Origin of the sequence: Shewanella sp. 2_MG-2023, from assembly GCF_030548905.1 — a bacterium.
GTDB classification, from domain to species: domain Bacteria; phylum Pseudomonadota; class Gammaproteobacteria; order Enterobacterales; family Shewanellaceae; genus Shewanella; species Shewanella electrodiphila.
Genome location: NZ_JAUOSO010000018.1, coordinates 69,542 through 84,038 on the forward strand (window position 1 = coordinate 69,542; position 14,497 = coordinate 84,038).

Sequence of the window (14,497 nt, forward strand, 5' to 3'; positions counted from 1 at the left end):
TATAGCGTAAGCGACTGCAACACACCATCTAAAAAATAGCTTTGGGCTAAACCATTCGCATTTTAATTACAGTCCGATTTCTAAACCGTATTTATAAAGTGCATTCTTTTTAAGCCCGTATATTTCACCCGTTAACGCTGAAGCCTTTTTAAGCGGTAACTCTTGGCATAACAGCTTTAGAGTATTAATCACAACGGTTGGAATTTCTGATTCAGTGTCGATGCGATGACCATGGATCATGATGACGATTTCACCTTTTTGCTGATTCGGATCGTCTTTTACTGTTTGTAACACCTCTACCACTGAACCAGATAAAAAAGTTTCAAAGGTTTTAGTGACTTCACGAGCCATAACTATTTCACGATCGTCACCTAACGCTGTCACAATGGATTCAAGGCTATGGACAATACGATGCGGAGATTCGTAAAAAATCAACGTACGCGGATCTTCTTTTAACGCCGCAAGTTTATCTAACCGTCCTTTTTCTTTAGACGGTAAAAATCCTTCAAATGAAAAACGATCAGACGGCAAACCTGATGCGCTTAATGCGGTGATGGCAGCACAAGGGCCAGGCAATGGCACTACGTTGTACCCTGCCTCACGCACTTGTTTAACTAAGTGATATCCAGGATCTGAAATTAAAGGTGTGCCCGCATCTGAAATCAATGCAACCGCTTCACCGTTACTTAGTTTTTGAATAATCCACTGCGCTCTGTCACGTTCGTTATGATCATGCAGTGCTGTTTTACGGGTCTCGATGCCAAAGTGGCTTAATAATTTTCCACTGTGACGTGTGTCTTCACAGGCAATGAGTTTAACGTTATTAAGTACCTCTATTGCACGGCTGCTGATATCCCCTAAGTTACCAATTGGGGTGGGAACGATATAAAGTGCGACCGATAGGTCCATAACTACCTCTGTATTGAGTATCATCAAGACTTTCGCCAAGTGAAAGAGCAGGTTAAACTAGAGACAGCATCTTACCAGAGTGAAGCCCTGTGTTAAAAAGACTGATTACAACAAAATTCGTTTTCGCAGCTATTTTATCGACAGTATTAGTGGGTTGTGCAACTCAAACTACTGAAAATAAACAGGCTATTGATAGTTCATTGGCATCCGTGACGCAATCGGCCAATATCTATTTATCTGCAGCCAGTAACGCTAAACAGCCACAAGAGCGTGACAAATACCTGTTATTAGCCGCGCATGCTTACATTAATGAAGCCAATGTGAGTGCTGCAGATAAGTTACTTGTCTCGATGAAGCCTCAATTACAGCCTGAGCCAACACTGCAAGCAGAATGGTTGTACCTTTCTGCACGCGTGGCTGAGCAAACTCGCTCTGACGCTGATGCCCTATCAATTCTCACTTATCCTAATACCTGGAAGCTGCCAGATTGGCAACGTGTGACTTATCATCAATATAAAGCACGTTTGTTTAATCAAACTAAGCAACCAATTGATGAATTAAGACAACTTAGTTCACTGAGCTTGTACTTACCAAAAGAGCAGTCGTTTGAAGTCAACGACACCATTTGGCGTACGTTACAGCCATTGCACGAAGAAACCATTAAAAGCTTTATGCGTGATAACAGTAACCCGACCTTTTCAGGTTGGTTGCAGTTAGCTTACATAGCCAAACACTATGCAGTAGACCCATCACAATTAGTGCGATATTTAGGTGAATGGCAACAAGCCAATCCTAATCACCCTGGTGCGATGAAATTACCGTCTGATTTAGAAAAAGCCTTAAATGCTAAACCGTATAAGCCGCAAAATATTGCTGTGCTTTTGCCATTAACAGGTAGACGAGCTGCTGTGGCAGAGCCAATTAGGCAAGGCATTTTAGCCAGCTATATGGCTGCATTTGATGATCAAATTGAACTTAACTTTTTTGATACTAACCTTGGCGTTGAAACCGCTTATCAAGATGCTTTAGCCGCTGGCGCTGAATTTGTCATTGGCCCACTTTTACCTAATGCCGTTGAAGAAATGCAAGCACTAAACGAGCAAGAGCTTATGACGGTTCCGCAACTTTATTTGAATCAAACTGAAAATTTCACTCCTAATAGTGATCAGTTTTATTTCGCTCTATCACCAGCTCAAGAAGCCAGTGATGCTGCGCAAAAGCTGTATAACGATGGCATTAGTTTGCCACTGCTATTAGTCAGTAATGACTCAACCGGTAAACGCATGGCTGAAAGCTTTAACAGTAAATGGCTTGAGTTAACCGAAGAAAATGCTGAAATCCATTATTACGATGGCGGCGATCAAATGAAGTTAACCGTGCAAGAAGCCCTAGGCGTTAAAGACAGCCAAGCGCGCATTGCACGAATGAAAGAATTGATAGGGAATAATATCGAAGCAGATTTTCGTTCACGTCGCGATATTGATGCCATTTATATGATTTCTGCCGCAAAAGACCTGGTGCTGCTTAAGCCTTTCTTAGATGTTAATTTTAGCGTTTTTGCTGATCCTGTTGCACTTTATACCACCAGCCGCAGTCGACTCAGTGGTAACTCTACGCAATCGGCACAAGAACTCAATAACCTGATGATCAGTGATATCCCTTGGTTAATGGGCGCCAACACCGAAACCACCATGGTGAATCAACTATGGAGCAATTGGAATAATGGTCAAAAGCGTTTGTATATCATGGGCTATGATTCACTAGATTTGGTAAGTCGTTTAGCACAAATGCGCGCATTCCCAGGTTATCAATTTAATGGCCGCAGTGGCGCGCTTTCTGTTGATCAAAATGGTGTTATTGAGCGAACACTGAGCTGGGGTAAATACCAACGTGGACAACTTCGTCCGCTATAACAAGCAACTGAATTTAGATGGATATCCGTTAAATACAAATGAGCCAAACTAACGCTGGGCAACAAGCTGAATCATTAGCTCGAACTTACCTTGAACAACAAGGTCTACAGTTTGTGACTCAGAACCAGCGTTATCGTTTTGGTGAAATAGATTTAATCATGCGAGATAAGCAATATTGGGTTTTTATTGAAGTTAAATTTCGCTCTTCAACTCAATTTGGTGGTGCGTTAAATGCATTATCGGCAGGCCAAATATCTCGTATTAGAAAAGCTGCTGAGCAATATTTACAAACTCACAAAATCAATGCCCCATGCCGCTTTGATGTCATTGCCATTAATGGCCAAGACATACAATGGTTACAAGGGTGTTTTTAAATAGACAATTTTAGCTATAATGCTGCCTAGATAGTGATTTAAGCATGATAGCAACACTTTACCGAGTAAGGATTAACCATGTTAGAACGTATTAAAGACAGCTTCACAGAGTCAATTCAAACTAAAATTGATGCTGCTGAAGCATTACCAGAGTCGATTGAAAAAGCGGCTGAAATGATGGTTCAATGCCTGTTAAGCGGTAACAAGATTCTTGCATGTGGTAATGGCGGTAGCGCTGGCGATGCACAGCATTTCTCAGCAGAATTACTTAACCGCTACGAAATTGAACGCCCACCGTTACCAGCCATTGCTTTAAGCTGTGACACTTCAACGATTACTGCTATCGCCAACGACTATAGCTACGATGAGATTTACTCTAAGCAAATCATGGCACTAGGACAACCTGGTGATATTTTATTGGCGATTTCAACCAGTGGTAACTCTGGTAACGTAATTAAAGCGATGGAAGCAGCTTTAGGTCGCGATATGACTATTGTTGCGTTAACCGGTAAAGATGGCGGCGCAATGGCAGGATTTATGAGTGAAGGCGATGTTGAAGTTCGCGTACCTTCTAACGTGACTGCACGTATTCAGGAAGTTCACTTATTAGTCATTCACTGTTTATGTGACAATATTGACCGCACTCTGTTCCCTCAGGACGAGCAAGCATGATAAAAGCAGTTCTTGCCATTGCAATACTGTTCCTGCTTCAAGGCTGTGCAGGTGTTGTAATGGTTGGTGCTGTTGGCGGTGCAAAAATGGCCAATGATGAGCGTAGTATGTCTACGCAAATCAGTGATACTAATGCCGACTTTAATATCACCAGTGCACTATCAAAACATCAAGATATTAATAGCCAGACCAACATTACTGGTGTGGTGTTAAACAGTAATGTGTTGATGATTGGCCAGTCTCCTAATTCTATGCTCCGCGACAAAGCCGTAAGAGTAGTACAAGAGTTAGAAATTGGCGGTAAGCTGCATAACCAAATTCGTATTGGTAACCCCACTTCATTTACTACACGCAGTAACGATACGTGGATCACCACTAAAGTTAAAACCCGCATGTTGAATGAAACAGAGTTAGATGTCACTCGGGTAAAAGTGGTCACCGAAAATGGTGAAGTGTTTCTGCTTGGCATAATTGCTCGCGATCAAGCAGATCTTGCAGTTGAGGTGACTCGTAACACCTCTGGTGTGAGAAAAGTGATTAAAGTATTTGAATATATAGACGCTGATTAAGCGCTGTTAATCAAGATATAGCACTCGCTTATGACTTTATGGTTAAACATGATATTGAGTCAGGCCGATTAGCCGCACTTAATTTACCTGAGATTTTAATCGGGTTTAACTTTAGTTGTCAGCAATGTAGCTAAAATGAACTTACAATAGCGTGCTTTATTAACGACTAAAAATGCAATCTCAAAAAGTCTCAAGGCTTGATAAAGTCGCAGCAAAATCAGAGACAAAAAAGCCAGCATTTATGCTGGCTTGTTTTTACAATTAAAATACTTAGCTAATCGTTAGACGATCATACCGATTTTTTCGTACACTTTTTTAATCGTTTCTTCTGCACGAGCTTGCGCTTTTTCAGCACCAGCTTTAAATACCGCATCAAGGTACTCTTCATCTGCTCTAAACTGACGGAAACGCTCCTGCAGTGGTTCAAGCATTTCAACAACCGCTTCACCCGTTGCCACTTTTAAATGGCCATACATTTTGCCTTCAAAGTCTTTCTCAATAGACTCAATTGACTGACCGTTACAACCTGACATTAGGCTCAATAAGTTTGATACACCCGGTTTTTCGTCAACATCGAAACGAACAACAGGTGGCTCTTCGCTGTCTGTCATCGCTTTTTTAACTTTCTTCATAATCGCTTTAGGATCATCAAGTAAACCAATAACGTTATTACGGTTATCATCTGACTTAGACATTTTTTTGGTTGGCTCTTGCAGTGACATCACCTTAGCGCCCGTTTCTGGAATAAATGGCTCAGGTACTGCAAACGTATCACCATAAGCATTATTAAAACGTGTCGCGATATCACGAGTCAGTTCTAAATGCTGTTTCTGATCTTGACCTACAGGCACTTCATTTGCTTGATAAAGCAAAATATCAGCTGCCATCAATACAGGGTAATCAAATAAACCCACATTGATGTTATTGGCATGTTTTTGCGACTTGTCTTTAAACTGCGTCATGCGGTTCAGTTCACCCATTTGGGTGTAACAATTTAACGCCCAGCTTAATTGCGTGTGCTGCGGCACTTGTGACTGTAGGAACACAGTACTTTTGTCAGGGTCGATACCACAAGCAAGATAAACTGCTAACGTGTCATAACAAGCTGCACGCAGTTTTTCAGGATCTTGTCGTACAGTAATTGCATGTAAATCAACTACACAATAAATACAATCGTGGCTATCTTGCATGTTAACCCACTGACGAAGCGCGCCCATGTAGTTTCCGATACTTAGCTCACCTGATGGTTGAGCACCACTAAACACGATAGGTTTTGCAGTCATTTGTTTTATTGCTCCATTGATCTAGCAGTTTGTTTTAGCCGTTAGTGTTAACTGAAGGTAATAAGGCTAAAATCTGATTAAATTGTTCGCATACCGCAGTTGGGCCGCTCAGCCCAATATCTTCACCGTAGTTGTACCCATAGGTCAAGCCTATTGAGCTTACTCCGGCTGCTTTTGCCGCAAATATGTCATTTTTTGAATCCCCAACCATTAATAGTTGTTCGGGTTCAAGTTGCCATTCATTTAAAATATGCGTTAATGGCAGAGGGTCTGGTTTCATTTTATCCAGCGAATCCCCTCCCAAAACCAAACTAAATAATTTATCTATTTCAAACGCCGTTAATAGCGGAACGGTAAATCGATAAGGCTTATTGGTCACGATTGCTAGCGGGTAACCTGAAACTTTAAGGGTGCTTAATGTCTCTAGTACACCCACATAAAGCTGACTATGCTTTTGCAAGTGCAGCTGGTAATGCTTCATAAAAACAGGCATTGCAGCATCAAGCGCGTCTTCAGAAACTGATGTAGACTCTGCAACAGAAGGCGATAGTATCTCACCTGCAGTATAGGCATGATGTAATGCACGCAGCATTAATACCCGAGCGCCATTGCCAACCCAGTTTCTAACTTGTTGTTCAGTACAAGTGGAAAGATTGAGCTCGGCCAATGTGGCCTGCGTTGCCGCAGCCAAATCTGGCACGCTATCGATAAGCGTGCCATCTAAATCAAAAGCGATGGCTTTAATTTTAGAGAAGTCAGCCATAATTACGCGTCAACTTTAGCCAGTTCACTGCGCATTTCATCAACCACAGTTTTATAATCTGGTTGATTGAAAATAGCCGAACCTGCTACAAACATATCTGCACCTGCAGCTGCGATTTTTGCAATATTATCAACTTTAACACCGCCATCAACTTCAAGACGAATATCAAAACCACTCGCATCGATTTTGGCGCGAACTTGTTTAAGCTTATCTAGCGTTGATGGAATAAATGATTGTCCGCCAAAACCTGGATTAACTGACATCAATAGGATGACATCTAGTTTGTCCATGACATGGTCAAGATAATGCAGTGGTGTACCTGGGTTAAATACTAAACCAGCTTTACAACCTGATTCTTTAATAAGTTGTAGACTGCGGTCTACATGCTCTGATGCTTCAGGATGGAAAGTGATGATAGAAGCGCCGGCTTTGGCAAAATCAGGAATAATACGATCAACTGGCTTCACCATTAAATGCACATCAATATCAGCAGTTATGCCGAAATCACGTAGCGCCTGACAAACCATAGGCCCAATCGTTAAGTTAGGCACATAATGGTTATCCATAACATCAAAGTGAACAACGTCAGCCCCTGCATCTAATACGGCTTGAACATCATCACCTAAACGGGCGAAATCGGCTGATAAAATAGATGGGGCAATCAGAAATGGACGCATAGTCTTCTCGAAGCGATTAAAAGTGGCATTATTTTACCCTCTGCAGAGAAAACGCTCTAGTCACAAACAGTAATAAAACTTTGCTAAGTCCAATAAATGTAAATATTAATAATCTGTAAGTATTAAATTGATCTAGATCACACTCAATGGATGTTCATTAACTAGACAAATTTGCTATAATGCGACTTACGTCACTGTGTCTTTTATGAATATATAGTTTCTGATCTCTACATCTTGTTGGATCGTATACCGTTATTCGAGACATGTTTATTTATTGATTCTGAAAGTATGAGACAAGGATAGCCCTTATGATGTGCAGTCAGCGAAAAATGAACACCCACCAAACAGGTAAGGTGACGTTAAAGCCTGTGTTAAGTATTTTTTCTGCTAGTGCATTAATGTTCGTTGCATACTTTGCAGCATCAGATAGTCGCGACCAGCTACTAGCTGAAAACTGCGCATGTTCAGACACTGCAACCTACAACTCAAGTCTCCCGAGCAGCCACCCTAACAACCGTTGTGCAACTCAATCTGATAATGTCAGCTGGGGAAGCTGGGTGACAGGTAATAGCCGCTCAAGTCAATTCCATTTTTTAGACTTGCTCGAACTCCTACATGGTAGCGAAAAAAGCAAACCTATCAGTGATATACCTGCAAATAATCCAAACACCATTTAATGTCTATTTGGCGAGTATTTACCAGCACTGTAGCCGCATTTTTTGGGGTGCAAACTGAAGATAATCGCCAGCGTGATTTTCAGAAAAATAATTCGCCACTGCCTTTTATCTTTATGGGAATCGCTTTAGCCGCACTAATGATCTTGTCGTTAATCTTTATCGTCAATCAAGTATTAAGCTAAAGACCATAAGCCAAAGAAAGTAAGCCAAAGTTAACCATTCATTATTCTCAAAGCTTGAACGAGATTAATCTATCACTTCTTGATAGTGATGATCATATAGCGCCATGATTTCATCGACTTTCTTACGCGAACTGCCTTTTTGACTGATATTACGCTGCACTGCAATCGAGGCTAACTTTGCGCCGCGATAAAGCTCGCGAGTAAGCGGAATGTCATGATTACTGATCAACACAGGAATATCACGTTCAAGAGCTGTATGACGAGATTGTCTCGCTAAAAGCGCTTGGTCATCAAGACTAAAGCCTGGCCCTACGTATGTTGTAAAGCTAGCAGTTGTTGATAAAGGCGCATATGGCGGGTCGCAATAAATCACATCACCTGTTGTAGACATCTCAAATGCTTGTTCATAACTCACACAGTGAAATGTTGCCTTTTGCGCTTTAATGGAAAAGTAGCGAAGTTCATCTTCTGGGAAATACGGTTTTTTATAAGAACCAAAAGGAACATTAAAACCGCCTTTTCTGTTATAGCGGCATAAGCCATTAAAACCATGTCGGTTCATATAAAGAAAGTAAACTGAACGCTTAAAGGGATCTTTGGTTTGATTAAACTCAGTTCGAATGCGGTAATATTGTTCTTTGTCATTCATTTCCGGTACAAACATCGCTTTCGCTGCTGCAATGTAGGTTTCCGGTTCATTTTTGACAATATTATAAAGATTAATCAGGTCATGATTAATATCGCACAGCAGATACTCTTCATATTCCGTATTTAAAAATACAGATCCTGCACCAACAAAGGGCTCTATTAACCTCTTACCTTGCGGCAAGTGTTTTGCTAGCTCGTCAACGAGTTTAAATTTTCCACCCGCCCACTTAAGAAAGGCTCTATGCTTTTTAGTCATGAATACCAGTTACTAGCAAAATTAAAGCTGATGATTGTACTCTTTTTAATAAGAATAATCATTGTTTGAATCATAGAAACGAATGGCTTTTTAAGCGATTAATTCGATTTGATTTCATATCCCTTAAGATCGCTCCACTTCCTTATCCATGGTGCACTCAAACCCAGATCCTGTTGTAAATTGTCAGATTGTTTTTGAGCCTCTATAACACTATCAAATTGACCAAACAGGACAATATGGCGCTGCTTGAAGTTTGCTTGTACTAATTGCAGTTCGTTTTGCTGTATCTGACTTAGTTTTGACACGATAGCTTCTAACGATTTTTCATCACGCACACTGGCAATTTGTAAGGTATATCCTGCTCTGCCAGTTAATAAAGCTGAATCTTGTTGTACTGCCACATCAATGCTACTGACTTCAAGCTTATCTCGTTCAACAATAGTGATATCTTCATCAACATCAGCAACTTGAACATCATGATTTACGTTACTGTCCACGTCAGCATCACTCATTGAGAGATGTATATTATTGCTCGCGCTATCCTCTTGTGAAGATAAACCCATTTTGTCAACTGGCTCACTCCCCTCATCATCCAGCGAGGGATTAATAGGAAGCATTGATTCAATAACTTTATCACCCACTAAATTAGAGCCTTGCTTGGATGGTATTTCTTCAGGCTGGATCTTAATAGCAGCAGATATTAATGACAGGCCATAATGATGTATGAACCATTGAGCGCGGCTCGTTGGTAGCTGATACTCTGCAAATACGATTTTTGGCTCATTTTCAGCTTGTTGATCGTTTTGAGTTAAATAGATGGCAATGCCTATTCCTGCCATTGCCATAAATACAAAAAGTGAGACTAACCAATGCAAGTATTTGGGCCATGACTTTATTTCTTCGGGCTTATCTTCCAAAGCTTTTTTCAATAAATCGAGAACTTCTGCAGGTGTGCCAAGTTGCTTTTCAATTTGTGCTTGTATTATTTCACGAGGAATAAAGGGGGTTTTATGACTTCTAATTAATAATGTCCGATAAAGCCCTTCACGTTCTGCAAGCGATAACGGTTCCACTTCTACATTCAATAGCAATGATTGCATCGAATCTGTGAGCTCAAGATTGAGTTCAGTTAAAGAATCTGGCTCAATCGTAAAAGTAATTGAAATAGGTTTACCCGCACATTTCAATTGCGTTAGCACTAAACATTCTGCCCATAACTCTCGCGGCATATATTGCGCATCGTCAATAATAATGTGTAACGGTTTAGTTAAACTCGACTGGATCCTCAGCAAAGTATCTGCCAAGGGTAATGCGTCATCGAAAATGGGCGATGAGATCAATTGAATGAGGATTTTTCGACGAATTTCAGCACTTTCAGCATGCATAGGACAGATAACTAATGCTGAATTATAGTTATCAAGCTCACTTGCGAGGGCTGTCACTAAGGTTGTTTTACCTGAACCTCTTACCCCTGAAACAAGCACAAGTTGCTCACTATAACTCGCGATATGCTCTAGTCGCTGAACTAATGATTCTTGCGAAGGTAACAAAAGCGTTTGTTGGATATCCACAAGCCCACCATTAGACTTACACTAACGTTTAAACTGCGCTACAACTTAAACTTGACTGATGACTTCTGCGAGCAGTGACTCTTTTACATCAGAGAATACTTCAGCAGTGCCTATTGAAGTCGGTAACACCAAACGAATTTGGCCCGCTAACACTTTTTTATCTCGTCGCATGTGTTTGATATAACTATCAAACGTCATGTTTTCAGGCGAAGTTATTGGTAAGTCAAACGCTTGCATTATGCGAGTGACTCTATCAAAGTCGGTTTGCTGAATTAAGCCTAACTTTAATGATGTTAAAGCGGCCATAATCGTGCCCGTTGCCACAGCTTCACCATGCAACCATACGCCATAGCCCATTTCAGCTTCAATCGCATGACCAAATGTATGCCCGAGGTTCAATAACGCTCTAACACCACGTTCAGTTTCATCTTCAGCAACGACATCCGCTTTAATTTGACAACATCTAGCAATGGCATAGGTTAACGCATCTTTATCAAGCGCCTTAAGCGGCTCAACATTTTGCTCTAGCCAGCTAAAAAAGTCAGCATCCCAAATGATACCGTACTTAATGACTTCAGCCATTCCCGCAGCAAACTCTTTTGCAGGTAAAGTTGATAAACAATTGGTGTCAATTAGTACTGATTGAGGTTGATAAAATGCCCCAATCATATTTTTCCCCAAAGGATGATTCACAGCGGTTTTACCGCCAACAGAAGAGTCAACCTGGGACAGCAGTGTTGTGGGGAGCTGTATAAACTCCACACCTCGCTGATAGCAAGATGCAGCAAAGCCAGCCATGTCACCAACGACACCGCCACCTAATGCAACTATCACACAATCACGTGCAAAATTATTTTCTAGTAACGCAGAAAATATTAAATCCAAATGCGTGAGATCTTTATATTTCTCACCATCTGGAAGCACAACAACACCCAGTTCACCACAACTGACCATAGCTTGTTGGACTTGTTCTAAGTACAACGGAGCTATAGTGTCATTGGTGACTATGAGTGCTTTTTTACCAGAAAGGTAATCGGAGAGATAAGTATTTTGCTGCAATAAATTCTGGCCAATAAAAATGGGATAACTTCTTATACCTAATTCAACCTGAACTTGTTGCATAAACCTACCTAAAAACCGAGTTGCTCAATGATTTGATTTGCGACTATTTTCGCACTTTGCTCATCTGTCTTAACGATAACGTCTGCAATCTCTTCGTATAAAGGATTACGAACATCAGCAAGATTTTCAAGTACTTCCCGTGGATCATCAACCTGTAGTAACGGTCGACGTTTATCACGTTGAGTACGAGCCACTTGCTTATCGATTGTAGTCTCTAGGTATACAACAATACCTCGAGCCGACAAATGATTACGAATGTCTTTACTTTGTACAGATCCGCCGCCAGTAGCTAGGACAATGCCCTGCTTTTCCGACAGGTCGGCGATGACTTGAGCTTCACGTACACGAAAGCCTTCTTCGCCTTCTACGTCAAACACCCAGGCAATATCTGCACCTGTGCGTTGCTCAATCTCGTGATCTGAATCGTGGAAATCTAAATGCAGCATTTGGGCCAAATGGCGACCAATTGTGCTTTTGCCTGCGCCCATTGGGCCTACCAGAAAAATATTGCGTTTTTCAGCCATTATATATACGTCTGAATCTTATATGAAATGTATGCCTTATCGACTTAAACTCAAGCCGACCTATAATTTAACCTTGCTCTAATGAGACTTGACGACGGATTATCTCAGTTATAGGGCTATTGTTGCAAGTCATGTTGATGAATTAAACACAGATTCTTCAAAATAAATCCATCATGCAAGTTAAAACCCTCAACAGCACAGAATGAGAAGATTAAGCTTTTACTAATAAAATTAATCAGCTACCTAAATTTCAGACAAAAAAATACCAGCAAAAGCTGGTATTTTTATCAAACTAATTTTAAAGTTTTTCAGTTACAATTTTTGGTGTTACAAAAATAAGTAGTTCTTGACGCTCATTACTATCAGACGTATTTCTGAATAAGAAACCCACTAGAGGAATATCGCCTAAAACTGGGACTTTACTGACTCGGCTAATCAAACTTTGCTGATAAATACCACCAAGCACAATCGTTTCCCCATTATCAACTAATACCTGGGTTCCGATACGTTGTGTATCAATCGATACAGCTTCACCTGTACCTGTCTGAACGGTTTCACCTCGAGTATCTTGAGTAATCTCTAAATCAAGAATGACACGGTCATCAGGGGTAATTTGTGGTGTAACTTTTAGGGATAATACCGCTTTCTTAAAGGTTACCGTTGTTGCGCCACTTGATGCTGACTCAACATATGGGATCTCAACACCTTGTTCGATATAGGCTGACTTTTGATTTGACGTTGTAATACGCGGGCTAGCAATAATCTCGCCTTTGTTTTCCTGTTCTAATGCACTTAACTCTAAATCAAGTACCGTACCATCTGCCATTTTCGCAACACTAAATGCAATACTTGCCGCATTAGTCGCTGAAGAAGGTAAATTCACATTTAAGCGATCGCTCAATGCAGGAATAACACCTGTTACAATATCATTTGCACCTTCCAGTGAGCCTGAAGTCCCTTTATCACCTTGCTGATCTGTGATGCCCCAACGTATTCCTAAATCTTCTGAAACGTTATCCTTAACAGTCACCATACGGGCTTCAATCAACACCTGCTTAATCGGTATATCAAGGACTTCAACTAGACGATGAATTGTCTCTAAAGACTCGGCAGTATCTTTAACTAACAAAGTATTGGTTCGCTCATCAACAGCAACGCTGCCCCGATTCGATAGCAAGCTTGAATCTGCACTCTTCATCAATTCAGCAATATCAACTGCTTTTGCATAGTTTACTTGAATGTATTCAGAATAAAGCGGAGCTAACTCTTTAACTTCTTGTTGATTTGCTAAATCTTGTCTTTCTCGTATTGCCAACTCTTCACTTGGCGCAACCATCAAGATATTACCTTCAATACGCTTATCAAGACCTTTTGTTTGTAAAATTAAGTCTAGCGCCTGATCCCAAGGTACATCATCTAAACGAAGGGTAATGTTGCCCTCGACAGTGTCACTTGTAACTAAGTTAAAATCATTATAATCAGCAATAATCTGTAAAACGGTTCTCACCGAGATATTTTGAAAGTTCAGCGATAATGAGCGGCCATTATATTTTTTATCTTCTTTAGCTACTGCAGCGCGCTCAACTTTATTAATACTAACTTTAAAAACATTGCCTTCTTGTTTGTAGTTGTAATCGTAGTTGCCATCGACATCAACCATAATACGAGAAGTTAAATCATCTTTAAACGTTTCAAAACTGGTCACTGGAGTATTAAAGTCTTGTACATCCATGACATACAGATGCTCATTTTTAATATCTGTATTATAAAGCTTCACTTCTAACTTCGAACCCACTTGGGCAACATTGGCTGCAACCGAGCGATTATTCAAATGTATCAGTAAGTCTCCACCACCCGCTTTGTTACGGCGAAAATCAATAGTATCAATGCCATTAACAAAAGGGTTATCAGCATTATCAGGGCCTGAAGCCGTATCATTGACAGTTAAGCGGTAGGTATTGCCAACCACTTTCCCTTGATAGGGTTTCACTTCTGTTAAATCGACAACAACATTTAAAGACCCATCAACTTGAGTTGTTTTTAACCCCTCAACACCGACTCTATCAATAGTGATGTCATCTTTTTCAAGGTTTGAAATACTGTCTTCAAAACTTAAAATGATTTGTGCTGGTGATCCTGATAAATCAACCTCAGGTTTATCGAGCGCTGACTCGAATACAAGTTCTAATTCTAATTGGTGATCGACAACAGAATGGTATTTTACATCCATTAACTTATTGGCGGCTATTGCACTTGGAAGTGCGCCCATCATTAAAACAACACTTAATACTGCTTTAAATAGTGAGACTTTGTTTGTCGATGTTTGCATCGCGGCAGAAGATTTCATTATTCCCTCA

General features: G+C 40.6%; 15 protein-coding genes. 6 read left to right on the top strand and 9 right to left on the bottom strand.

Features of this window, described 5'->3' with window-relative positions; all coding sequences use genetic code 11:
• Window positions 1–66: 66 nt before the first annotated feature.
• Window positions 67–909 carry a 16S rRNA (cytidine(1402)-2'-O)-methyltransferase gene (gene rsmI / locus Q4600_RS17040; protein ID WP_303517279.1) on the bottom strand — a complete coding sequence of 281 codons (843 nt, stop codon included), beginning with the start codon at window positions 907–909 and terminating at the stop codon, window positions 67–69.
• A gap of 89 nt (window positions 910–998) precedes the next feature.
• Between rsmI and Q4600_RS17045 the strand changes: the two genes are divergently transcribed.
• The 4 genes from Q4600_RS17045 (at window position 999) to Q4600_RS17060 (ending at window position 4,437) form a co-directional block, all read left to right on the top strand.
• Window positions 999–2,822, top strand: coding sequence for a penicillin-binding protein activator (locus Q4600_RS17045; protein WP_303517280.1), 1,824 nt, complete (start codon window positions 999–1,001; stop codon window positions 2,820–2,822).
• Between the two features lie 38 nt (window positions 2,823–2,860).
• On the top strand, window positions 2,861–3,196 hold the full coding sequence (locus tag Q4600_RS17050; protein ID WP_102527687.1) for a YraN family protein: 336 nt from the start codon (window positions 2,861–2,863) through the stop codon (window positions 3,194–3,196).
• Between the two features lie 78 nt (window positions 3,197–3,274).
• Window positions 3,275–3,868: a phosphoheptose isomerase gene (locus Q4600_RS17055; protein ID WP_102527688.1), complete on the top strand. Its 594-nt coding sequence runs from the start codon at window positions 3,275–3,277 to the stop codon at window positions 3,866–3,868.
• Window positions 3,865–4,437: a BON domain-containing protein gene (locus Q4600_RS17060; protein WP_102527689.1), complete on the top strand. Its 573-nt coding sequence runs from the start codon at window positions 3,865–3,867 to the stop codon at window positions 4,435–4,437. The genes Q4600_RS17055 and Q4600_RS17060 overlap by 4 nt, the downstream gene beginning before the upstream one ends.
• A gap of 281 nt (window positions 4,438–4,718) precedes the next feature.
• Here Q4600_RS17060 and trpS read toward each other — a convergent pair whose 3' ends face one another.
• Genes trpS through rpe form a run of 3 tightly spaced genes read right to left on the bottom strand, consistent with a single transcriptional unit; the run spans window position 4,719 to window position 7,160 of the window.
• The gene (trpS, locus tag Q4600_RS17065; protein WP_102527690.1) at window positions 4,719–5,720 is read right to left on the bottom strand and encodes a tryptophan--tRNA ligase; all 1,002 of its coding nucleotides are present in this window, start codon (window positions 5,718–5,720) and stop codon (window positions 4,719–4,721) included.
• A 34-nt stretch (window positions 5,721–5,754) separates the two neighbouring features.
• The gene (locus Q4600_RS17070; protein WP_303517281.1) at window positions 5,755–6,483 is read right to left on the bottom strand and encodes a phosphoglycolate phosphatase; all 729 of its coding nucleotides are present in this window, start codon (window positions 6,481–6,483) and stop codon (window positions 5,755–5,757) included.
• A gap of 2 nt (window positions 6,484–6,485) precedes the next feature.
• Window positions 6,486–7,160 (bottom strand): ribulose-phosphate 3-epimerase, encoded by a 675-nt coding sequence (gene rpe, locus Q4600_RS17075; protein WP_303517282.1) that lies wholly within the window; start codon window positions 7,158–7,160, stop codon window positions 6,486–6,488.
• 308 nt (window positions 7,161–7,468) lie between these two features.
• Between rpe and Q4600_RS17080 the strand changes: the two genes are divergently transcribed.
• On the top strand, window positions 7,469–7,837 hold the full coding sequence (locus Q4600_RS17080) for a hypothetical protein (RefSeq protein ID WP_229370911.1): 369 nt from the start codon (window positions 7,469–7,471) through the stop codon (window positions 7,835–7,837).
• Window positions 7,837–8,019, top strand: coding sequence for a DUF2970 domain-containing protein (locus tag Q4600_RS17085; protein ID WP_102527694.1), 183 nt, complete (start codon window positions 7,837–7,839; stop codon window positions 8,017–8,019). Before Q4600_RS17080 ends, Q4600_RS17085 begins: the two co-directional genes overlap by 1 nt.
• Window positions 8,020–8,083: 64 nt before the next feature.
• Here the strand turns inward: Q4600_RS17085 and Q4600_RS17090 are convergent, their stop codons facing one another.
• The 5 genes from Q4600_RS17090 to Q4600_RS17110 form a co-directional block, all read right to left on the bottom strand.
• Window positions 8,084–8,923, bottom strand: coding sequence for a Dam family site-specific DNA-(adenine-N6)-methyltransferase (locus Q4600_RS17090; RefSeq protein ID WP_248956550.1), 840 nt, complete (start codon window positions 8,921–8,923; stop codon window positions 8,084–8,086).
• Between the two features lie 98 nt (window positions 8,924–9,021).
• Entirely contained in the window at window positions 9,022–10,494 is a 1,473-nt protein-coding gene (locus Q4600_RS17095) for an ATP-binding protein (RefSeq protein ID WP_303517283.1), read from the bottom strand.
• A 45-nt stretch (window positions 10,495–10,539) separates the two neighbouring features.
• Window positions 10,540–11,616 (bottom strand): 3-dehydroquinate synthase, encoded by a 1,077-nt coding sequence (aroB, locus tag Q4600_RS17100; protein ID WP_303517284.1) that lies wholly within the window; start codon window positions 11,614–11,616, stop codon window positions 10,540–10,542.
• A gap of 8 nt (window positions 11,617–11,624) precedes the next feature.
• Window positions 11,625–12,140, bottom strand: coding sequence for a shikimate kinase AroK (gene aroK, locus Q4600_RS17105; RefSeq protein ID WP_102527698.1), 516 nt, complete (start codon window positions 12,138–12,140; stop codon window positions 11,625–11,627).
• Between the two features lie 298 nt (window positions 12,141–12,438).
• Window positions 12,439–14,487 (bottom strand): type IV pilus secretin PilQ, encoded by a 2,049-nt coding sequence (locus Q4600_RS17110; RefSeq protein WP_303517285.1) that lies wholly within the window; start codon window positions 14,485–14,487, stop codon window positions 12,439–12,441.
• Between the last annotated feature and the right edge of the window lie 10 nt (window positions 14,488–14,497).

Excerpts from the sequence above, each read along its gene's own strand:
- rsmI (WP_303517279.1), bottom strand. The coding sequence starts at position 909 with ATGGACCTATCGGTCGCACTTTATATCGTTCCCACCCCAATTGGTAAC.
- Q4600_RS17050 (WP_102527687.1), top strand. The coding sequence starts at position 2,861 with ATGAGCCAAACTAACGCTGGGCAACAAGCTGAATCATTAGCTCGAACT.
- Q4600_RS17055 (WP_102527688.1), top strand. The coding sequence starts at position 3,275 with ATGTTAGAACGTATTAAAGACAGCTTCACAGAGTCAATTCAAACTAAA.
- Q4600_RS17060 (WP_102527689.1), top strand. The coding sequence starts at position 3,865 with ATGATAAAAGCAGTTCTTGCCATTGCAATACTGTTCCTGCTTCAAGGC.
- trpS (WP_102527690.1), bottom strand. The coding sequence starts at position 5,720 with ATGACTGCAAAACCTATCGTGTTTAGTGGTGCTCAACCATCAGGTGAG.
- Q4600_RS17070 (WP_303517281.1), bottom strand. The coding sequence starts at position 6,483 with ATGGCTGACTTCTCTAAAATTAAAGCCATCGCTTTTGATTTAGATGGC.
- rpe (WP_303517282.1), bottom strand. The coding sequence starts at position 7,160 with ATGCGTCCATTTCTGATTGCCCCATCTATTTTATCAGCCGATTTCGCC.
- Q4600_RS17080 (WP_229370911.1), top strand. The coding sequence starts at position 7,469 with ATGATGTGCAGTCAGCGAAAAATGAACACCCACCAAACAGGTAAGGTG.
- Q4600_RS17085 (WP_102527694.1), top strand. The coding sequence starts at position 7,837 with ATGTCTATTTGGCGAGTATTTACCAGCACTGTAGCCGCATTTTTTGGG.
- Q4600_RS17090 (WP_248956550.1), bottom strand. The coding sequence starts at position 8,923 with ATGACTAAAAAGCATAGAGCCTTTCTTAAGTGGGCGGGTGGAAAATTT.
- aroB (WP_303517284.1), bottom strand. The coding sequence starts at position 11,616 with ATGCAACAAGTTCAGGTTGAATTAGGTATAAGAAGTTATCCCATTTTT.
- aroK (WP_102527698.1), bottom strand. The coding sequence starts at position 12,140 with ATGGCTGAAAAACGCAATATTTTTCTGGTAGGCCCAATGGGCGCAGGC.
- Q4600_RS17110 (WP_303517285.1), bottom strand. The coding sequence starts at position 14,487 with ATGAAATCTTCTGCCGCGATGCAAACATCGACAAACAAAGTCTCACTA.